Here is a 21,124-nt window from a genome sequence, read left to right on the forward strand (position 1 = left end):
TACAAAAAAGGCATGTATCGCACATGCCTTTTTTCTTTTCAGACGGCCTGATTTGCCTTACCGATATTTGTATCGAGCTGCTTTCGACATACCGTTTCAAATATCGGGCAAGCCCGTGTATTTTATCCGTGTAGTCTTATGCCGGACGGCAGGCAACCATGTAGTTAACTTCGGTCGAATCGCACAGGGAATAACGGCCGCTCAACAAATTGTAGGTCATGCCCTTGCTGCCGACGGTATCCAATCCGGCTTGGCGGCACATGCGCGCGAGTTCTGCCGGCGTGATGAATTTTTTCCAGTCGTGCGTGCCTTTGGGGACGAATTTCAACAGATATTCCGCGCCGACAATCAGATGCAGATAAGATTTGGGATTGCGGTTGATGGTGGAGAAAAACACCATGCCGTCGGGTTTGACCAGTTTCGCACAGGCTTGAACGATGGCGGCCGGATCGGGAACGTGTTCCATCATTTCCATACACGTTACCACATCGAAGCTGTGCGGCTGCTCGGCGGCGAGGTCTTCGACGCGGATACAGCGGTAATCGATATTGGCAACGTGTTGGGCGGCCGCATGGGCAGCGGCGGTTTGCAGGGATTTTTCCGCCATATCGATGCCGGTAACGTGTTCTGCGCCGCGTTTGGCTATGCTTTCGGACAAAATACCGCCGCCGCAGCCTACATCCAACACACGTTTACCTGCCAATCCGGCATAGCCGTCGATATAGTCGAGGCGCAAGGGGTTGATGTCATGCAGGGGCTTGAATTCGCCGTTTTTATCCCACCATTTGTCGGCGATTTGGCTGAACTTGGCGATTTCGCCGGCATCTACGTTGTCGTGTTGATTGCTCATGGTTTGCTCCTGCATAAAATCATTCGCCTGATTTTAGCCGATTGTGCTTCAAAATAAAATGTTTCAGACGGCCTTTGCCCGTTTATCGGCCCTATTTCAACTTTCATCCGCCTGCCCATAAAAAACGCACCTTGTGGCAAGGTGCGTTTCAATCGGCATGATTTAGAATTTAGCGCCGGATTCGTTGGCCATGTAGTCAACTGCGGCTTTCACTTCGTCGTCGCTCAAGCTGCTGTTGCCGCCTTTGGCAGGCATGGAATTGAAGCCTTCGAGGGCATGTTTGTGCAAGGTATCTTTGCCTTGTTTAATGCGAGGCGCCCAGTCTTCTTTTTTGCCTACGGCAGGAGCACCGGGAATCAAGCCGCCGTGGCATGCTTTACAGTTCGCTTCAAAAACGGCTTTGCCGTCCACTTTGGCGGATTCGGCAGGCTTGGCTTCAGCGGCAGGCGCTTCGGCTTTCTCTTCGTGCTTGGCAGCTTCTTCAGGTTTCGCGGCTTCTTCTGCTTTGCTGGCGGCAGCTTCAACCTTATCGGCAGCTTCTTGAGCGGCAGATGCAGTCGCATCGGCAGCAGAAGCGGCTTCGGTTTTCACTTCAGATGCAACGGCTTGAGCAGTCTCTTGTGTCTCCTGTTTAGCCTCTTGGGAACAAGCTGTCAAACCAGCCATCATCATTACGGCAATCAGTAATTTGTTCATGTTCTGTCTTTCCTTAATTTTATTTAAATCACTGTTTTATATAAACAGCTCAAAAATTCTAACACAGAAACTAATACTTTCGACCTACACTATAATAAATATTGGTATAAATCAGATTTTGTCTCAAAAACTGAAAAACATATTGACACCACCTCTCTACTCGGATAGAAATTTACCCTATTTGTCATGAAGTGCAATAACTTTCATTTTATTGTTCAAGCAGTTACTCATTTTATTTTCAAAGTTTCTTTTAGAATTCAACTTTTTACCGACTTCTCCATGAGTAGCGTCAACCTGAAAGCCATCCCCATCCCAAACAGGCCGTCTGAATCCCAATCAGGTTTCAGACGGCCTGTTTGAATCATGTTAATAAACATTTGCCACTTGGCCATGCAAAAGACACCGGCAGGCTTACTTGTTTATAGAGGTTTTCATATTCCGACTACGATTTAATCCAATGCCATTAGCCTTTTGCCAAGGTTTCAGCTTCAGCCCACAAGCCCCGCTTCTGATCCGCCGTCAATTTCTTAATCCCGATTTCCCGTTTCAGCGCCTCACTTTTAGTCAGGCCGTCTGAAACGATGCGCATCTCGATAGGCTTGTTCAAACGCGTGTATTTCGCGCCTTTTCCTGACGAATGCGCCGCAAACCGCTCTTGCGGACGGTTGCTGATGCCGCAATAAAACGCGCCGTTTTCGCACAAAATCAGGTAAACACACCAATTTTCCGCGTTCATAAATCCCCTTCCTTGGCAAAACTCTCAGTAAAAATGCGCACGGCAGCCTCGGTTTTGGCAGACTGCACACGGTAAGGCGTCACCAAATAAAGGCTGACCGGCGGCAATATCCATTCGGGCAAAACGCTTTTCAGACGGCCTTGGGCAATTTTTTCCCGAACTTCGCCGCCCACTTGCAAAGACAAACCAAAACCGCTTTCGGTCAAGCTGCACACGGCGGCCAAATGCGTGCAGGCAATGCTGTCGGCAACGTCGAGGAAATAGCTTTCTTCACCATTTTGCAAGGTCGTGCGGACAGGTAAAAAATGCAGCCAGCGGTGGGTATGAAGCTGCGCGGGATGGGTAATGGGCGGATGACGGTCGAGATAATCGGGCGCGGCGCAAATAGTGTACGGCCAGGTAACGAGATGACGCGCGACCAGATTGGGATCGTCCAAAGCACGGTCGCCGCCGCGTATGGCGATGTCGGTCTGATTGTGTTGCAGGTCGTCCAAGGTATCGCTGAAATTAAGGACGGGGCGGATTTTAGGGAACTCGGTTTGCAATCGCGAAAAGGCCGTCTGAAAAGCGCAGGATTCGATGACCGTAGAAGTCAGGGCAATCCGCAATTCGCCGACGGGTTCGGTTTTCAGATTGTCGATAACGGTGCGCGTATCGGACAAGGTAGCGGCGAGGCGGCGACAGTATTCGCCCAAGGCACGGCCGGCATCGGTAGGCGCAAGGCTGCGCGTGCTGCGGTTTAACAGCTTGATGCTGTGCAGGGTTTCGAGGCGGTTGATGTGCTGGCTGACTGCCGACGGCGTCATGCCCAGCGCGGCAGCGGCGGCGTTCATGCTGCCGTGTTCGAGGACAGCGGCGAAAACGAGCAGGGATTTGATGTCTTGCATTTCGACTGATTATGTAGTTCAACTTCACAATCATAACAGCAAAACAGGGATTATCAAGCGTTTCAGACGGCCTTACAATGCACTCATCTAATCAATCACATCCCCACAAGGAGTCAAACATGAAAATCGCAGTTATCGGTGCAACTGGTTATGTCGGCAACGCAGTCGTGCAAGAATTGGCAGGCCGCGGTCATGAAGTAACCGCTTTCGCCCGCAATACAGACAAAGTGTTCCAAGCGCAAAATGTTGCCGCCATCTCCGCAGATGTCAACGCGGCGAATTTTGCCGACAAACTGGTCGGTTTTGATGCCGTAGTCAGTGCCTTCAACCCGGGCTGGACCAATCCCAACATCGGCGCGGATTTCACGCGCGGCGCAAACAGCATCGTCGAAGCGGCAAAAGCGGCGCAAGTGCCGTATCTCTTGATTGTCGGCGGCGCGGGCAGCCTGTATGTCGCGCCCGGTTTGCAAGTTATTGATACGCCCGACTTCCCGAAAGAAATTTACGACGGCGCCAATGCCGCACGCCATCTCTTGGCAGAACTCCTGCCGCGCCGCGACGTGAACTGGTCTTTCGTTTCCCCTCCGGCACGACTGGGCACGGACGGCGGCTTCAGCGAAGACAAAACCGGCAAATACCGCTTGGGCAAAGACGATTTGCTGATGGACGGTGAAATTCCGGCAGGCATCAGCGTGGCCGATTTGGCGATCGCCATCGCCGACGATGCGGAAAACAAAGCGCATTTGTTTGAACGCTTTACCGTCGCTGCTGTTTAATTTAATTGTCTCAAATTAAAGGCCGTCTGAATCCAAAGTTTCAGACGGCCTTTTGCTATAATACGCCCATTAAATTTACCTATACGCGAGTTCCCATGTCCGCATCCCAACCCACCATCGCCGCCATCGCCACCGCCCCCGGACGCGGCGGCGTCGGCGTGATCCGTCTTTCCGGCAAAAACCTGCTGCCTTTGGCGCAAACCCTCAGCGGCGGTAAAACACCCAAACCGCGCACCGCGCTTTACACCGACTTTCTCGGCGGCGACGGGCAGCCGATAGACAACGGCATCCTGCTCTACTTCGCCGCCCCCGCCAGCTTTACCGGTGAAGATGTGATTGAGTTGCAGGGACACGGCGGCCCCGTCGTGATGGATATGCTGCTTTCGCGCTGCCTCGAACTGGGCGCGCGTATGGCGGAGCCGGGAGAATTTACCAAACGCGCCTTCCTCAACAACAAACTCGACCTTGCCCAAGCCGAAAGCGTCGCCGACCTTATCGACGCCTCCAGCAAATCCGCCGCACGCATGGCGTTGCGTTCGCTCAAAGGCGCGTTTTCCCGACACATACACGAACTGGTGGACGACCTTATTACTTTGCGGATGCTGGTCGAAGCCACGCTGGACTTCCCCGAAGAAGACATCGACTTTCTCGAAGCCGCCGACGCGCGCGGCAAGCTCCAAGCCCTGCAAGGCCGTCTGAAAACCGTGCTTGCCAGTGCGGAACAAGGTGCGATTTTGCGCGAAGGCATGAACGTCGTCCTCGTCGGCGCGCCCAACGTCGGCAAATCCAGCCTGCTCAACGCCTTGGCGGGCGACGACATCGCCATCGTGACCGACATCGCCGGCACCACCCGCGACACCGTGCGCGAACAAATCACCCTCGACGGCGTACCCGTCCACATCATCGACACCGCCGGCCTGCGCGAAACTGACGACGTGGTCGAACAAATCGGCATCGAACGCAGTCGCAAAGCCGTCTCCGAAGCCGATGTCGCCCTGATTCTGATTGACCCGCGCGAAGGCGTGAATGCCAAAACCCAAGCTATTTTGAACAGCCTGCCCGAAGGTTTGAAAAAAATCGAAATCCACAACAAAGCCGACCTGACCGGCGAACCCGTCGCCGTCCGTTCAGACGGCCTCGCGCAAACCGGCGCGGACACCGTTATCAGTCTGTCCGCCAAAACCGGCGCCGGTCTCGATTTGCTCAAACACGCGCTCTTGCAGGAAGTCGGCTGGCAGGGCGAAAGCGAAAGCCTGTTCCTCGCCCGCAGCCGCCATCTCAACGCCCTGCACGAAGCCGAAGCCGAGCTGGAAAACGCCGCACTCTGCAACAACAACCAAATCGAGCTTTTCGCCGAACACCTGCGCCTCGCCCAAAACGCGTGCAGCGAAATCACCGGTGAATTTACCGCCGACGATTTGCTGGGCGTGATTTTCTCGCGCTTCTGTATCGGCAAATAAAACGGTTTGCCATCAAATACAAAGGCCGTCTGAATGTTCAGACGGCCTTTTTATCACCAAAACAAGCTTTGTTTTACTCGTATTTATTTATCGGCAGCTTCTGCCATATTCTTGACGATATTGGTCGCACCCACTGTCAAACCGGACATCCCGATCAAAGAAGCCGCAGCCAATTTGATTAATGTTTTCATTTTAACTCTTTTCTGTGTATTGATTTGAGGAAGCGTTGTGTGTTTTTATTTGTCGGCATCAGCCATATTGTGGGCGATATTGGTTGCACCGGCGGTCAGGCCGGACATACCGATTAAAGAGGCTGCTGCCAGTTTGATTAAAGTTTTCATTGTTTGTCTCACTTTCTTGTCTGTCGGCCGAAAAACGGCCTAAGTTGCGTTTTCTAAGGTATTGTAATTGATTCGTTTATAATTGAATTATTTGTGTATGGCCGTTTCGATATTACGGGAGATGCCGATGGCAGAAGCCGATATTCCGGACATACCGATTAAAGAAGCGGCGGCAAGCGTTATTAAATGTCCCATTTTAAGTAGTCCTTTTTCATAGAAACAAAATGTTATTTAACAACATACACATTTTTTTCATCGGCATCTGCGCTACCGACAAGGCGAATCATACCGTTTTAAATGTAAACTAATACAGATTAATCGTAAATATATAGCGCAATAATCAAACATATAGATATTTTTTGTTAATTTACATTATGTTTTGAAAATGACACCGATGTCTTACCAAATGACACCGATGTCTTGATTACATACGCACTACAAATGTGTTTCATTTTCCCCATAAAATCGCGCCTTTTTTGTTGCAAAATTGCACTCTAAATAAAATAAATTTTAAAATTCAATATCTTATAAATTTATATTTTTTACAACAAAAATATTTAATTAGTCAAAACCAATACCTTTGATAGCTTCTTTTAAAGAAAACACACGTTTCTAGTGCATATCCGACCATAAAATGCGTTGCAAATATATGATATAGTGAAACATTCCGCGTATTGACTATTTCCAGCATGAACACCACCCTAATCCTGACCGGCGCGGCCGCATTTTTTATCGGCGCGCTGTTTGCTTGGCTGATAACACGCTACCAAGCTCAAAGCCGACACTTTACCGTTTTACAAGAATTGGCCGAAGCCCGCCGCCTGCATGAGTTTGCTGAGCAGGTGCAGGCCCAGACTGCTGCAGACTTGGCGCAAAGCCGCCATACCGTGCAGGAATTGCAAGACGAATTGCAGGAGACGGGCAACCGCTTTGCCGCGGCCGAAAAACAGATTGCCTATCTGCAAGATTGCGAGGCCGAAGCCGAAGCTTTAAAACACGAATGTGCAAAATGGCAGCAAAGCGCGCAAAACCTGCAAATCAACAACGAACGCCTAAACACGCAGCTGGCTCAAGAACAGGCATTGAGTGCGGATAAAAATACGCTTTTGCAACAACAAGAAGCGGAAAAAAGCCGTCTGAAACAAGAATACGACACACTTTTAGAGCAAAACCATGCGCTGCAAGTCCAAAACGAACGCCTCTCCACACAACTGACCCAAGAAAAAGCCAATATCGATGACAAAAACAGCCTTTTACAGCAACAGGAAGCCGAAAAAGGCCGTCTGAAACAAGAATACGCCGCCCTCTTGGAGCAGAACCACGCGCTTCAAGTCCAAAACGAGCGTCTCAACACCCAATCGGAAAAAGACCGTCAGGCCGCCGAAGAAAAATTGGCCCTGCTGGCAGATGCGCGTCAAAACCTGAGCGATCAGTTCCAAAACCTCGCCAACACTATTTTGGAAGAGAAAAGCCGCCGCTTTACCGAGCAAAACCACGACCATCTCCAGCAACTGCTCAATCCGCTCAACGAACGCATCCACGGCTTCAGCGAGCTGGTTCAGCAGACTTATGAAAAAGAAGCCAAAGAACGCCTGACCATCGAAAACGAGCTCAAACGCCTGCAAACCCTCAACACCCAGCTCCACCATGATGCCAAAGCGCTGACCACCGCGCTGACCGGCACGCAAAACAAAACCCAAGGCAACTGGGGCGAAATGATTTTGGAAAGCGTATTGGAAAACTCCGGCCTGCAAAAAGGCCGCGAATACATCGTCCAAGCCTCCAGCGTCCGCCATGAAGCAGACGGCACCCAACGTCGTCTCCAACCCGACGTACTCATCAATCTGCCCGACAACAAACAAATCGTCATCGACTCCAAAGTATCGCTGACCGCCTACGTCCGCTATACGCAAAGTACCGGTGCAGAAGCAGAGCGCGAGCTTGCCAACCACGTCGCCAGCATCCGCGCCCACATCAAAAGCTTGGCAGCAAAAGATTACACCGACCTTGAAGGCGTCAAAACGCTGGACTTCGTCTTTATGTTCGTCCCTGTCGAACCGGCCTACCTCCTCGCCCTGCAACACGATCCTAACCTCTTCCAAGAGTGTTTCGACAAACGCATCATGCTGACCGGCCCCAGCACCCTGCTCGCCACCCTGCGCACCGTTGCCAACATCTGGCGCAACGAGCAGCAAAACCAAAACGCGCTGGCGATTGCCGAGGCAGGCAGCAAACTCTATGATAAATTTGTCGGCTTTGTCGAAAGCATGGATGGCATCAATAAAGCGCTTGGTCAGGCACAATCCCAGTTTCAGACGGCCTACAGCCGTTTGGTTTCAGGCAGGGGCAACCTCATCAGCAGCACTGAAAAACTGCGCAAATTGGGCATCAAAGCCGGCAAACAACTGCAACGAGATTTAGTAGAAAAGGCCGTGTCGGAAACCGAAGATCACGCCGCTTTACCCACGACGCAAAATCAAGAGAATAACTGACCAACTCCAAAACATTGTAAAAAAGGGAATTTAACCAATGAGCAACATCACCATCGTCCTTGCTGCCGATACCGGCTACGCCGAGCAGGTTCATACCCTGATGAAGTCCGTCTGTACGCACAATACAGGTGTCAATTTCTACCTTATGCACAACACTTTCAGGAAAGAATGGATCAACTATACCAACCAAAAACTCGCCGCCAGCGGCAGCCGTCTGAATGACGTCAAAATTGAAATGGACTTCAGCCAATATCGCCGCCTGTCCCATATTTCGGATGCCGCATTTTTCCGCCTGATGATGCAGCACCTGCCCGTCGACCGCGCCCTTTATCTCGACAGCGATATGGTGGTTACCCAGTCCCTGCACGATTTGTTCAACCTCGATATGCGCGGCTATCCCGTCGCTGCCGTACAAGATTCCTATCTCGCCCGTACCGATTGGAACCATCCGACCGGCCTGCACACCACACCCTATTTCAATTCCGGTATGTTGTTGGTCGACCTGGCGCAATGGCGGGAACAGAATATCGCGGCGCAACTGCTGCAAACTGCTACCACCATTGACAAATCCGTTCCCTACGGCGACCAATGCTTTCTAAACACCGTATTTCAAGAAAACTGGCTGCAATTGGAAGAGTCTTGGAATTACCAAACCGGCGCCAGAAGATTTTTCCAGACATACGACCTTGACGAAATGTTCCCTCTGCCGGATACCGCCCCGCCCGTTATCCACTACACCACACGCGCCAAACCGTGGTTGTGCGATTACGGCAAGATTCCTTTTGAAGAAATCTATTGGCAATACTATTGCGCCGACTGGCCGGAAGCGTAATCTCAGACAGGGAATACCCTTCCCTTGCCTCAATTGACCTTAAAACAACCCATCATCAAAAACAAAAGGCCGTCTGAAATCGTTTCAGACGGCCTTTAAGCCATAAAAAAACAGGCAGAATATTCTGCCTGTTTTGTGTTCAACACCGACCGTAAGGCAGGCTTTTCCACCCACCCTCAGCCGGCGTCATCGTTATCCGATTAAATACCACGCAACAATTCGTTCACGCTGGTTTTCGCACGGGTTTGTGCGTCCACGCGTTTGACGATAACCGCGCAGTAGAGGCTGTGGCTGCCGTCTTTGGAAGGCATGCTGCCGGATACGACAACCGAACCTGCCGGTACGCGGCCTTGATAGATTTCGCCGGTCGTACGGTCAAAGATTTTGGTGGATTGACCGATGAACACGCCCATAGAAATCACGCTGCCTTCTTCGACAATCACGCCTTCGACGATTTCAGAACGCGCACCGATGAAGCAGTTGTCTTCAATAATAGTCGGGCTGGCTTGCAGAGGCTCGAGTACGCCGCCGATGCCGACGCCGCCGCTCAAGTGCACGTTTTTACCGATTTGCGCGCAAGAGCCGACAGTCGCCCAAGTGTCAACCATCGCACCTTCGTCAACGTATGCGCCGATGTTGACATAAGAAGGCATCAACACGACATTTTTCGCCACAAAGCTGCCGCGGCGGGCAACCGCACCCGGAACTGCGCGGAAACCTGCGCTGCGGAATTCGTCTTCAGACCAGTCGGCAAATTTAGTCGGCACTTTGTCGAAGTATTTGTTCACGCCGTCGTTGAGGATTTCATTGTCCTGAATGCGGAAAGACAGCAATACGGCTTTTTTCGCCCATTCGTTAACTTTCCATTCGCCCACGCCCAAACGCTCGGCAACGCGCAGTTTGCCGGAGTCGAGTTGATGAATGGTTTCCAAAACCGCTTCACGCACTTCCGGGGTAACGGTATTCGGATTGATTTCGGCACGGTTTTCAAAAGCCGTTTCAATGATGTTTTGCAAAGACATGTTGATTCCTTCAAGAGATCAGGGCCGTCTGAAACCTATTCAGGCCACCCTATTACAAATTTTTAACTCGTTATTTTGCCATGTAAAAGCAATTTCGTCAGCTATTAACATGATGAGCGCCGCGCGTTACACGGCCGGATTTCGGCTAAGCCAAGATTTTCAGACGGCCTGTTCACGTGAATGGAATAGCATTTATTTTCTAACTAATTTTCCAGCTACGATATGCAAGCTGTCGATTCTGCCGACACACGCCGTGCCGATAAATCAATTACCGCCAATCTTTTGCAACAGATTTTCAGCCACCACGCCGCATTCAATATTCCGCTTTAACGGTTTCGCGTTCCAATCTTTCAAGGCCGTCTGAAAATCGGCAAAACCCATCAACTGCGAACCGAAACGGCGCATATGTTCCGTATCCTGCTGACAGTCTATCAGCGCAACGCCCAAATCCGCCAAAAATGGGACGGCGCAGGCAAACGCAATCTTGGACGCATCGGGACGCAAAGCAAACATCGACTCGCCATAAAACACGCAGCCGATTTGCACACCGTAAAACCCGCCCGCCAACTGCATTTCGCCTTGCTCATCCGGCAGCCAACATTCAAACGAATGCGCATGCCCCTGATGGTGCAGCTTCAAATAGGCCGTCTGAAACGCAGGTTCTATCCACGTTCCGTCCTGTTCCGGACGCGGCACATCGGCACAATGGGCAATCACTTTTTTAAAACAGCGGTTGACCGTTACCCGATACGGCTTGTTGCGCAAAGTTTTGGCGAGCGAACGGCCGATATGCAGGCTTTCCGGCACAATCACGGCACGCGGCGCAACCGCATACCAGAAAAACCAACCGTCGCGGCTAAACCACGGAAAAATCCCCTGCCCATACGCCGACAACAGCCGCCCCGTATCCAAATCACCGCTGACGCCGACCAAGCCGTCGCATTCGGCCAAAGCGTAAGACGGGTCGGGGAAACGATAATCCCGTGGCGCAAGTAAAGGAATCTTCATCGCAAAGCCCATAAAGTTTCAGACGGCCTCAAGCGGAAAATGCCCAAGGCCGTCTGAAAAATCAACATACCAACTGATTAACGTTTGGTTTTGGTTTGGCAATCGCCGCATACGCCGTACATATACAGCGCGTGGTCGACGATGCGGTAGCCGTTTTCTTCGGCGATTTTGTCTTGCAGCGCTTCGATTTCCGGATTGTGGAATTCGGTTACTTCGCCGCATTTCACGCAGACGATGTGGTCGTGGTGGTCGCCTTTGTCCAATTCGTAAACCGCTTTGCCGGTTTCAAAATGGTGGCGTTGCAAAATGCCGGCCTGTTCAAACTGGGTCAGCACACGGTAAATCGTCGCCACGCCGATTTCCACGCCCTCTTCCAACAGGATGCGGTACACATCTTCCGCACTCAAATGCTCCTCGGCATGAGTTTCAAACAAGTCCAAAATTTTCAAACGCGGACCTGTAACTTTCAAACCGCTGTCTTTCAATTGCGCAATGTTGCTGAATTTTTCCATAATATTCAATATCCCTGTAAGGTAATAACCGTTATAATACGCACTTTCCGCCCGTTTGCCCACTATTGGGCCGTTAAAGGACGGCAATCTGCCGCCGGTCTTGCAATTGAAAATCGGCGAAAAGAAAAATTAAGAAGATGATTATCGTTTGCTTTTTAAAAATATTCAAGCGATGATAAACATCTTTCCCGAAATGACACAGAAAGGTAAGCCCGTGAATAAAGCCTTATGCCTTGCCATCGCCGCTATTTTAGGTCTGGCCTCATGCAGTGCCGAGCGCGTATCCAACTTTCCATCCTACAAACTCAAAATCATTCAAGGTAATGAGCTCAACCCTCGCGCCGTAGTTTCCCTGCGCCAAGGTATGACCCGCGACCAAGTCCAACTGCTGCTCGGTACGCCGCTCCTGCGCGACGCCTTCCATGCCGACCGCTGGGATTACACTTTCAACACCAGCCGCAACGGCATCATCAAAGAACAAAGCAACCTGACCCTGTACTTTGAAAACGACGTCCTCGCACGCGCCGAAGGCGATGCCATTCAAAAATCCATCGAAGCGGTTCAAGCCGGACAAAACATCGTTCCGACCACCGAAACCAAGCCGCAATAAGGAAGCCCCATGAGCGCATTGAAAATCTCCATTGCCGGCGTCAACGGCCGCATGGGCCGCGTCTTGGTTGAAGCAGTCAACAACCATCCCGACACCGTCCTCTCCGGCGCACTCGAGCATTCCGGTTCGGAAGTATTGGGTTTGGATGCAGGCTTCGCCTCCGGCCTCAAAACCGGCATTGCCATTTCAGACGACGTGGATGCCGTACTGGCTCAAAGCGATGTCCTCATCGACTTTACCCGTCCCGAGCCAACCCTGAAACACCTGCAAAAATGCGTGGAAAAAGGCGTCAACATCATCATCGGCACAACCGGTTTCGACGACGCAGGCAAAGCCGCCATCCAAGCCGCAGGCGAAAAAATAGGCGTCGTCTTCGCCGCCAACTTCAGCGTCGGCGTCAACCTGACCTTCCATATCCTCGACACCGTCGCCCGCGTGTTAAACGAAGGCTACGACATCGAAATCATCGAAGGCCACCACCGCCACAAAGTCGATGCTCCAAGCGGTACCGCATTGCGCATGGGTGAAGTCATTGCCGACGCCCTTGGCCGCGACCTCAAACAATGCGCCGTTTACGGCCGCGAAGGCCACACCGGCCCGCGCGATCCGTCCACCATCGGTTTTGCCACCGTCCGCGCAGGCGACATCGTCGGAGACCACACCGCACTCTTCGCCACCGACGGAGAACGCGTGGAAATTACCCACAAAGCCAGCAGCCGCATGACCTTCGCCGCCGGTGCCGTACGCGCCGCAGTTTGGGCAAACGGCAAAAAAGGCCTGTACGATATGCAAGACGTATTGGGTTTGAAAAACCGATAAACCCGCATCATCAGGTTTCATCCCTGACAAGGCCGTCTGAAAGCACAACGTCGATTTTCAGACGGCCTTATTAAAAAGAAAGCCCCACCATGTCCTATCAACAAATCACCATCAACGTCAACGATGCCGTCGCCGAACGCCTTGCCGACGCGCTGATGGAACACGGCGCATTGTCCGCCGCCATTGAAGATGCCTACGCCGGTACAGAAAACGAGCAGGCCATTTTCGGCGAGCCGGGCATGCCGACCGAGCAAATCTGGCAACAAAGCAAAGTCATCGCCCTTTTCGGCGAAAGCGACGACGCCGCTTCCATTATCGAAGCCGCCGCGCAGGAATGCGGTTTGAACGATTTGAAATACACCGGCGAAATCCTTGAAGATCAAGACTGGGTACGCCTGACCCAAGCGCAATTCGACCCGATTCAAATTTCCGACCGCCTGTGGATTACCCCGTCTTGGCACGAAGCGCCCAACGGCAACGCCGTCAACCTGCAACTCGACCCGGGCCTTGCCTTCGGCACCGGCAGCCATCCGACCACCCGCCTCTGCCTCAAATGGCTCGACACGCAGCTCAAAGGCGGCGAAAGCGTATTGGACTACGGCTGCGGCTCCGGCATTTTGGCCATTGCCGCCCTCAAACTCGGCGCAGGCTCCGCCATCGGCGTGGACATTGACGAACAAGCTATCCGCGCCAGCAAAGACAATGCCGCGCAAAACAACGTCGACGCGCAGTTCTACCTGCCGGACGGCCTGCCGCAAGGCCAATTTGATGTCGTTGTCGCCAACATTCTGGCCAATCCCCTGCGTATGCTCGGAGAAATGCTTGCCGCGCGTACCAAACAAGGCGGCCGCATTGTCTTGTCCGGCCTTTTGGACGAACAAGTCGAAGAACTCAGCGGCATTTACAGCCAATGGTTCGACATTGAGCCTGCCGAAATCGAAGAAGGCTGGGCGCGATTGAGCGGCGTCAAACGCTAAAGTTGTTTTCCGATACAAAGGACGTCTGAAATTTAAGCTTTCAGACGGCCTTTTTGCACTTAAAACGCTGAATATTCCAGCAAAATCAGGTATAATTGCCCATTATTTTGACCTTTCGGAACACATCCGCCGCGCCCGTTTGACATTTCATTGCGCGCACGGAAAAATTCCTTGAAATTCAGCAAGAAAAGACCATGACTGACCAAAAACACGAAGAATACGGCGCCGACAGCATACAAGTGCTGGAAGGCTTGGAAGCGGTACGCAAACGCCCCGGTATGTATATCGGCGACACGCAGGACGGCAGCGGCCTGCACCACATGGTGTTCGAGGTGCTCGACAACGCCATTGATGAAGCGCTCGCCGGACATTGCGACAAAATCACCGTAACCATCCATGCCGACAATTCCGTCAGCGTGGCCGACAACGGCCGTGGCATGCCGACCGGCATCCATCCGAAAGAAGGCCGCTCCGCCGCCGAAGTCATCATGACCGTCTTGCACGCAGGCGGTAAATTCGACAACAACAGCTACAAAATCTCCGGCGGCCTGCACGGCGTGGGCGTCTCCGTCGTCAACGCACTGTCCGACTGGGTAACACTGACCATCTACCGCGACGGCAAAGAACACTTCGTCCGCTTCGTACGCGGCGAAACCGAAGAGCCGTTGAAGGTTGTTGGCGATTCCGACAAAAAAGGCACGACCGTGCGCTTCCTCGCCAGCGCGGAAACCTTCGGCAATGTCGAATACAGCTTCGACATTCTTGCCAAACGCATCCGCGAGCTTTCCTTCCTGAACAACGGCGTGGACATCGAACTGACCGACGAACGCGACGGCAAACACGAAAGCTTCGCCCTCTCCGGCGGCGTGGCCGGCTTCGTGCAATACATGAACCGCAAAAAAACACCGTTGCACGAAAAAATCTTCTACGCGTTCGGTGAAAAAGACGGCATGAGCGTCGAATGCGCGATGCAGTGGAACGACAGCTACCAAGAAAGCGTGCAATGTTTTACCAACAACATTCCGCAACGCGACGGCGGTACGCACTTGACCGCACTGCGCCAAGTGATGACCCGTACCATCAACAACTATATCGAAGCCAACGAAGTCGCCAAAAAAGCCAAAGTGGAAACCGCCGGCGACGATATGCGCGAAGGCCTGACCTGCGTGTTGTCCGTCAAACTCCCCGACCCGAAATTCTCATCGCAAACCAAAGACAAACTGGTTTCCAGCGAAATCGGCCCCGTCGTCAACGAAGTCATCAACCAAGCCCTGACCGACTTCCTTGAAGAAAACCCGACCGAAGCCAAAATCATCACCAGCAAAATCGTCGATGCCGCCCGCGCGCGCGAAGCCGCACGAAAAGCCCGCGAAATTACCCGCCGCAAAGGCGTGATGGACGGTTTGGGCCTGCCGGGCAAACTGGCCGACTGCCAAGAAAAAGACCCTGCCCTGTCCGAACTCTACCTCGTCGAGGGCGACTCCGCAGGCGGTTCCGCCATGCAAGGCCGAGACCGCAAATTCCAAGCGATTTTGCCGCTCAAAGGTAAAATTTTGAACGTCGAAAAAGCACGTTTTGAAAAAATGCTGGCCAGCCAAGAAGTCGCCACGCTGATTACCGCTTTGGGCGCGGGCATCGGCAAAGAAGAATTCAATGCCGAAAAACTGCGCTACCACCGCATCATCATCATGACCGATGCCGACGTGGACGGCGCGCACATCCGCACCCTGCTCCTGACCTTCTTCTACCGCCAAATGCCCGAGCTGGTCGAACGCGGCTACATCTACATCGCCCAGCCACCTTTGTACAAAGCCAAATACGGCAAACAAGAGCGCTATCTCAAAGACGAATTGGAAAAAGACCAATGGCTACTCGGTTTGGCCTTGGAAAAAGCCAAAATCGTTTCAGACGGCCGCACCATCGAAGGCGAAGAGCTTGCCAATACCGCCAAACAATTCCTGTTGGCCAAAACCGTCATCGAGCAAGAAAGCCGCATCATTGACGAACTCGTTCTGCACGCCATGCTGCACGCTTCGCCGGTCGAACTCAGTACAGCAGAAAGCGCAGACCGGGCCGTTGCCGAATTGAGCGGCCTCTTGGACGAAAAAGAAGTCGCACTCGAACGCATCGAAGGCCACGAAGGACACCAGTTCATCAAAATCACACGCAAGCTGCACGGCAATGTGATGGTAAGCTACCTCGAGCCTAAGTTCCTCAACAGCAAAGCCTACCAAACCCTTACCCAAACCGCCGCCGCACTCAAAGGCATGGTCGGCAAAGGGGCGAAGCTCTACAAAGGCGACAACGAATACGACATCGACAGCTTTGAAGCCGCTTTGGACATCTTGATGAGCGTTGCCCAAAAAGGCATGTCCATCCAACGATACAAAGGCTTGGGCGAGATGAACCCGGAACAACTTTGGGAAACCACGATGGATCCTACCGTCCGCCGCCTCCTGAAAGTCCGCATCGAAGACGCCATCGCCGCCGACGAAGTGTTCGTCACCCTGATGGGCGACGAAGTCGAACCGCGCCGCGCCTTCATCGAAAACAACGCCCTGCTGGCACAAAACATTGACGCCTAAGCATGGAAAGATAAAAGGCCGTCTGAAAAACGATTTTCAGACGGCCTTTTTGTTTTTTTGTATTTTATTCACAATATTCTTTTTATAATCCAAAGTCCGATAACTTTTTGTGTTTACTTTCAAGTAAATCATGAATAAATTGCGGTTCTATTTCTAATAATGATTTTACAGTATCATGGATTTCCCAATACCGTTTACTTGGATAGTCAATAATATGCTGTAGATACTCCTTAACGAGCGGCACATACTCTATAAACTGCATTTTCGTGACCAGCCAAAACAACTCACTGATAGAAAAATCTGCCGATGATGCTTTACGAATAATTCTAGCCACAGGAGGAAAGATTTTCTGACGTGCATCATCACCTTTTTGCTGACTCTGATCTGCTTTAGATGCCCAGTAACTGATAAAAGCAGACAAGATATGCCGATCTGTATCATCATAACCATGTAAACGATGATCAATCATTCCCTCTGTATCCCCTTTCTCAAACATCAAAACCAAAGTATCAAAGCCTTCATCAATACCCCAGTAAGCAAGCAGGCGTGCTGAATCAAATTGCAATACCTCTTTTTCATTGGATAGCAATTCAATTAATCCATCTATCCTCTCTTGTGGCACATCCTCCAAGTCAAGCTCTTCTGGAATCGTCGTATAGTCCACATTTTCCGGTACGCTATACAGCAAAAAATCTATTTTTTTCTCATCCATTAATTTGACCCTTAGGCAACTTACTTAAGCCGCGTATTATAGTAGAGCGTTCCAACTGATTCGGATTCGGGTCAATCCCAAATAACCTGTTTAAAACGCTCCAATCCGTTTCCGATTTATTCCGCCTTCCCCAAAATCATCGCATCGCCATAGCTGAAAAAACGGTATTCCTGTTCCACCGCATGACGGTAAACGCTGCGGATATGCTCCATGCCCGAAAACGCGCTGACGAGCATCAGCAAGGTTGATTTAGGCAGGTGGAAATTGGTAATCAATCGGTCGGCAACATTGAAGCGGTAGCCCGGCGTAATGAAAATATCGGTATCGCCGCGACCGGCTTTCAGACGGCCTGTTTCGCGTGCGGCGGATTCCAAGGCGCGCATGGAGGTTGTGCCCACTGCCCACACTTTATTGCCGTGCGCTTTGGCGGCTTCAACGGCGGCAACGGTCTCGGCCGGTACGTCAAACCACTCGCTGTGCATTTTATGTTCTTCAATTTTATCGACGCGCACGGGTTGGAATGTTCCGGCACCGACGTGCAGGGTTACTTCTGCGGTTTCTACGCCTTTGGCTTTCAGACGGCCCAATAATTCATCGGTAAAGTGCAAGCCTGCCGTCGGCGCGGCCACTGCGCCTTGATATTTGGCGTACACGGTCTGATAGCGGCTGTCGTCTTCATCATCGGCCGCGCGTTCGATATAAGGCGGCAAGGGCAGATGACCGTTTTGCTCTAAAAGTTCGTAAACAGTTTGCTCGCCTTCAAATTTCAGGCAAAACAATTCCTCCGCGCGCTCCAGCATAACGGCGCGGATATCGCCTTCAAAAATCAATTCTGTACCCGGCTTCGGCGATTTGGACGAACGGATATGCGCCAATGCGGTATGCGCGTCCAATACCCGTTCAATCAGGGCTTCGATTTTGCCGCCGCTGGCTTTTTGGCCGAACAGGCGCGCCTTCATCACTTTGGTATTGTTAAACACCAGCACATCGCCCGGTGCGACATAATCGGGTAAATCGCCGAAATGTTTGTCTTCAATCGGCAATGTAGGCAAGGCAACCAGAAGCCTGCTGCTGCCGCGCACTTCCGGCGGATGCTGGGCAATCAGTTTTTCGGGCAATTCAAAATCAAAATCGGAAATATCCATTGTCGTGCATAATTTAAAAAAACAGGCGCCATTATACGCGCAAAGTGGGTTTTCAGACGGCATGTTTTGTCGAAAAACCAATAAATTAGAATAAACGCTCTTGGAGAAATCACTTTTTAACGAAAATCAGCGTTCCTTTCTTTTTTCGCCGAAAAACGCCTTTTTTCTATCTTTTACTGGACATTTACCGACAAGTTCGGGAAAATAACCGGATTCATTTTTCAGGCTCCGCCCTGTTCCGACATTATTTAAACGCCGGATGGCAAACCTGCCTTCCGACGTATCAGGAAATCATCTAAAACCACTGCGGCGCATACCTAATATGCACTTTATATGCCGCGCAAAAAAGGAAAAGCAATGGATTTGCGTAAATTAAAAAAACTGATTGATTTGGTCGAAGAATCAGGCATTGCAGAAATTGAAGTTACCGAAGGCGAAGAAAAAGTCCGCATTACGCGCACCACTGCCGCCGCAGCTCCTGTTTATGCTGCTCCGGCACCTGCCGCAGCTCCGGTTGCCGCGCCTGCCGTTGCTCCGGCTGCAGCCGCTCCGGCCGCCGCCCCTGCCGCTCGCGATTTGTCCAACGCGCAAAAATCGCCTATGGTCGGTACGTTCTACCGCGCCCCCGGCCCGAACGCCGCCGCTTTCGTCGAAGTCGGCCAACAAGTCAAAGCCGGCGATACTTTGTGCATCATCGAAGCCATGAAGCTGATGAACGAAATCGAAGCCGAGAAATCCGGTGTCGTTAAAGAAATTCTGGTTGAAAACGGTACTCCGGTCGAATACGGCGAGCCGCTCTTCATCATTGAATAATCCGTTTTTTCAGACGGCCTTTATCTTTAAGGCCGTCTGAAATTCCTTTTCTGTTCATCAAGGACAAACCATGCGTCTGATTTTGGCTATTTTCTTGCCATGGCTTCAGTTTTTCACCATCGGCCGTCCGTTTGCAGGCATCATCTGTCTGATTCTGCAATGTACGTTGGTTGGCTGGATACCGGCAGCCATGTGGTCGGTTTACGCCTTGAGCCAATACAAAACCGACCAAAAAATCCGCAACGCATTAGGCGGCCGCTGAGGCCGTCTGAACCATCCGGAAAGATTATCATGCTGAAAAAAGTATTGATCGCCAACCGGGGCGAAATCGCCCTGCGCGTCCTGCGTGCCTGCCGTGAAATGGGCATCGCCACCGTCGCCGTCCATTCCGAAGCCGACAAAGACAGCCTGCACGTCAAACTCGCCGACGAATCCGTGTGCATCGGCCCTGCCGCATCCGCACAAAGCTACCTCAACATCCCGGCCCTCATCGCCGCCGCCGAAGTCACCGAAGCCGACGGCATCCACCCCGGCTACGGCTTCCTCGCCGAAAACGCCAATTTTGCCGAACAAGTCGAACAATCTGGCTTTGTCTTCATCGGCCCTAAAGCCGACACCATCCGTCTGATGGGCGACAAAGTATCCGCCAAACACGCCATGATCGAAGCCGGCGTGCCTTGCGTTCCCGGCTCTGACGGCGCATTGCCGGACGATGGCGAAGAAATCCTCAAAATCGCCGATAAAGTCGGTTATCCCGTCATTATCAAAGCCTCCGGCGGCGGCGGTGGTCGCGGTATGCGCGTCGTCGAGAAAAAAGAAGACCTCCTCCAGTCTGTCGAAATGACCAAAGCCGAAGCAGGTGCGGCATTCGGCAACCCGATGGTTTACATGGAACGCTATCTGCAGCGTCCGCGCCACGTCGAAATCCAAGTGATTGCCGACGAACACGGCAACGCCATCTACCTCGCCGAACGCGACTGCTCCATGCAGCGCCGCCACCAAAAAGTCATCGAGGAAGCACCGGCTCCGTTCATCACTGAAGAAGAACGCGCCAAAATCGGCAAAGCCTGTGCCGACGCTTGCAAACGCATCGGTTATCGCGGCGCAGGTACGTTTGAATTCCTGTACGAAGACGGCGAATTCTTCTTTATCGAGATGAACACACGCGTTCAGGTTGAGCATCCGGTTACCGAGCTCATCACCGGCGTGGACATCGTCCAAGAGCAATTGCGCATCGCATCCGGCCTGCCTTTGCAATACAAACAGGAAGACATCCACGTTGAAGGCCATGCGTTTGAATGCCGTATCAACGCCGAAGACCCGTACAACTTCATTCCAAGCCCGGGCCTGATTGAAAGCTGCCACCTGCCCGGCGGCTTCGGCGTCCGCGTCGACAGCCACATTTACCAAGGCTACCGCATCCCTCCTTACTACGACAGCCTGATCGGCAAAGTCTGTGTCGTTGGTAAAGACCGCGACCAAGCCATGGCCAAAATGCGCGTTGCCCTCGATGAGCTGGCGATTACCGGCATCAAAACCAATACGCCGTTGCACCGCGACTTGTTCAGTGATCAAGGTTTCCAAAAAGGTGGTGTCAGCATCCACTACTTGGAACACTGGCTGGAAGAACGCAAAGCCAAACAGGCTAAATAATCCCTTGTTTTGACTAAAAATCAGGCCGTCTGAAACGCAAAATAAAGTTTCAGACGGCCTTTTTTATAACACCATCATTTATAAAAACAAACAATATTAGATTATTAATTAATAATATTAATTCTAAATCGGTTTCATAGTTCCAATAGTTAAAACCTTTCTGTATAGTTTGATTCATAGCTTAACGCAAACTATATT

The 21,124-nt window shown here is 51.8% G+C and carries 20 protein-coding genes; 11 read left to right on the top strand and 9 right to left on the bottom strand.

Going from position 1 to position 21,124, the window contains the following annotated elements:
- Positions 1–136: 136 nt before the first annotated feature.
- The 4 genes from ubiG to HMPREF2596_RS06365 all read right to left on the bottom strand — a co-directional run bounded on the left by ubiG (position 137) and on the right by HMPREF2596_RS06365 (position 3,169).
- A complete protein-coding gene (gene ubiG, locus HMPREF2596_RS06350) occupies positions 137–850 on the bottom strand; it encodes a bifunctional 2-polyprenyl-6-hydroxyphenol methylase/3-demethylubiquinol 3-O-methyltransferase UbiG (protein WP_210401065.1) in 714 nt (237 codons plus the stop codon).
- 162 nt (positions 851–1,012) lie between these two features.
- Positions 1,013–1,546 carry a c-type cytochrome gene (locus HMPREF2596_RS06355; protein ID WP_070850317.1) on the bottom strand — a complete coding sequence of 178 codons (534 nt, stop codon included), beginning with the start codon at positions 1,544–1,546 and terminating at the stop codon, positions 1,013–1,015.
- A gap of 463 nt (positions 1,547–2,009) precedes the next feature.
- Positions 2,010–2,282 carry a GIY-YIG nuclease family protein gene (locus HMPREF2596_RS06360; RefSeq protein WP_070850319.1) on the bottom strand — a complete coding sequence of 91 codons (273 nt, stop codon included), beginning with the start codon at positions 2,280–2,282 and terminating at the stop codon, positions 2,010–2,012.
- The gene (locus HMPREF2596_RS06365; RefSeq protein WP_070850321.1) at positions 2,279–3,169 is read right to left on the bottom strand and encodes a LysR family transcriptional regulator; all 891 of its coding nucleotides are present in this window, start codon (positions 3,167–3,169) and stop codon (positions 2,279–2,281) included. Before HMPREF2596_RS06365 ends, HMPREF2596_RS06360 begins: the two co-directional genes overlap by 4 nt.
- Before the next feature lie 119 nt (positions 3,170–3,288).
- Between HMPREF2596_RS06365 and HMPREF2596_RS06370 the strand changes: the two genes are divergently transcribed.
- The 4 genes from HMPREF2596_RS06370 (at position 3,289) to HMPREF2596_RS06385 (ending at position 9,070) form a co-directional block, all read left to right on the top strand.
- A complete protein-coding gene (locus HMPREF2596_RS06370; protein WP_070850323.1) occupies positions 3,289–3,945 on the top strand; it encodes an NAD(P)-dependent oxidoreductase in 657 nt (218 codons plus the stop codon).
- A 95-nt stretch (positions 3,946–4,040) separates the two neighbouring features.
- Positions 4,041–5,405, top strand: coding sequence for a tRNA uridine-5-carboxymethylaminomethyl(34) synthesis GTPase MnmE (gene mnmE / locus HMPREF2596_RS06375; RefSeq protein WP_070850325.1), 1,365 nt, complete (start codon positions 4,041–4,043; stop codon positions 5,403–5,405).
- A 1,030-nt stretch (positions 5,406–6,435) separates the two neighbouring features.
- On the top strand, positions 6,436–8,238 hold the full coding sequence (gene rmuC / locus HMPREF2596_RS06380) for a DNA recombination protein RmuC (RefSeq protein ID WP_070850327.1): 1,803 nt from the start codon (positions 6,436–6,438) through the stop codon (positions 8,236–8,238).
- A gap of 37 nt (positions 8,239–8,275) precedes the next feature.
- On the top strand, positions 8,276–9,070 hold the full coding sequence (locus tag HMPREF2596_RS06385; protein WP_070850329.1) for a glycosyltransferase family 8 protein: 795 nt from the start codon (positions 8,276–8,278) through the stop codon (positions 9,068–9,070).
- A 200-nt stretch (positions 9,071–9,270) separates the two neighbouring features.
- Here HMPREF2596_RS06385 and dapD read toward each other — a convergent pair whose 3' ends face one another.
- The 3 genes from dapD to fur form a co-directional block, all read right to left on the bottom strand.
- Complete coding sequence (gene dapD / locus HMPREF2596_RS06390; RefSeq protein ID WP_004520923.1) at positions 9,271–10,092, bottom strand: 2,3,4,5-tetrahydropyridine-2,6-dicarboxylate N-succinyltransferase; 822 nt, start codon at positions 10,090–10,092, stop codon at positions 9,271–9,273.
- A gap of 264 nt (positions 10,093–10,356) precedes the next feature.
- Positions 10,357–11,100, bottom strand: coding sequence for a leucyl/phenylalanyl-tRNA--protein transferase (aat, locus tag HMPREF2596_RS06395; RefSeq protein ID WP_070850425.1), 744 nt, complete (start codon positions 11,098–11,100; stop codon positions 10,357–10,359).
- Between the two features lie 77 nt (positions 11,101–11,177).
- Entirely contained in the window at positions 11,178–11,675 is a 498-nt protein-coding gene (gene fur, locus HMPREF2596_RS06400; protein ID WP_079453813.1) for a ferric iron uptake transcriptional regulator, read from the bottom strand.
- A 151-nt stretch (positions 11,676–11,826) separates the two neighbouring features.
- Between fur and HMPREF2596_RS06405 the strand changes: the two genes are divergently transcribed.
- From HMPREF2596_RS06405 to gyrB, 4 genes are all read left to right on the top strand, one after another.
- The gene (locus tag HMPREF2596_RS06405; RefSeq protein ID WP_049333683.1) at positions 11,827–12,222 is read left to right on the top strand and encodes an outer membrane protein assembly factor BamE; all 396 of its coding nucleotides are present in this window, start codon (positions 11,827–11,829) and stop codon (positions 12,220–12,222) included.
- A 9-nt stretch (positions 12,223–12,231) separates the two neighbouring features.
- A complete protein-coding gene (dapB, locus tag HMPREF2596_RS06410) occupies positions 12,232–13,041 on the top strand; it encodes a 4-hydroxy-tetrahydrodipicolinate reductase (protein ID WP_070850331.1) in 810 nt (269 codons plus the stop codon).
- 89 nt (positions 13,042–13,130) lie between these two features.
- Positions 13,131–14,018: a 50S ribosomal protein L11 methyltransferase gene (prmA, locus tag HMPREF2596_RS06415; RefSeq protein ID WP_003684134.1), complete on the top strand. Its 888-nt coding sequence runs from the start codon at positions 13,131–13,133 to the stop codon at positions 14,016–14,018.
- Positions 14,019–14,212: 194 nt separating this feature from the next.
- Entirely contained in the window at positions 14,213–16,603 is a 2,391-nt protein-coding gene (gene gyrB, locus HMPREF2596_RS06420) for a DNA topoisomerase (ATP-hydrolyzing) subunit B (protein ID WP_070850333.1), read from the top strand.
- Between the two features lie 82 nt (positions 16,604–16,685).
- On the opposite strand, the gene HMPREF2596_RS06425 is transcribed toward gyrB, so the two are convergent.
- Complete coding sequence (locus HMPREF2596_RS06425) at positions 16,686–17,315, bottom strand: hypothetical protein (protein ID WP_070850335.1); 630 nt, start codon at positions 17,313–17,315, stop codon at positions 16,686–16,688.
- Positions 17,316–17,431: 116 nt separating this feature from the next.
- Positions 17,432–18,460, bottom strand: coding sequence for a tRNA preQ1(34) S-adenosylmethionine ribosyltransferase-isomerase QueA (gene queA, locus HMPREF2596_RS06430; protein WP_070850337.1), 1,029 nt, complete (start codon positions 18,458–18,460; stop codon positions 17,432–17,434).
- Between the two features lie 357 nt (positions 18,461–18,817).
- Between queA and accB the strand changes: the two genes are divergently transcribed.
- The 3 genes from accB to accC all read left to right on the top strand — a co-directional run bounded on the left by accB (position 18,818) and on the right by accC (position 20,926).
- Positions 18,818–19,273: an acetyl-CoA carboxylase biotin carboxyl carrier protein gene (gene accB / locus HMPREF2596_RS06435; protein WP_070850340.1), complete on the top strand. Its 456-nt coding sequence runs from the start codon at positions 18,818–18,820 to the stop codon at positions 19,271–19,273.
- A 70-nt stretch (positions 19,274–19,343) separates the two neighbouring features.
- A complete protein-coding gene (locus tag HMPREF2596_RS06440) occupies positions 19,344–19,535 on the top strand; it encodes a YqaE/Pmp3 family membrane protein (protein WP_003680299.1) in 192 nt (63 codons plus the stop codon).
- A 29-nt stretch (positions 19,536–19,564) separates the two neighbouring features.
- Complete coding sequence (gene accC, locus HMPREF2596_RS06445; RefSeq protein WP_070850342.1) at positions 19,565–20,926, top strand: acetyl-CoA carboxylase biotin carboxylase subunit; 1,362 nt, start codon at positions 19,565–19,567, stop codon at positions 20,924–20,926.
- Positions 20,927–21,124 lie beyond the last annotated feature (198 nt).

Origin of the sequence: Neisseria sp. HMSC078C12 (assembly GCF_001838065.1) — a bacterium.
GTDB lineage: Bacteria > Pseudomonadota > Gammaproteobacteria > Burkholderiales > Neisseriaceae > Neisseria.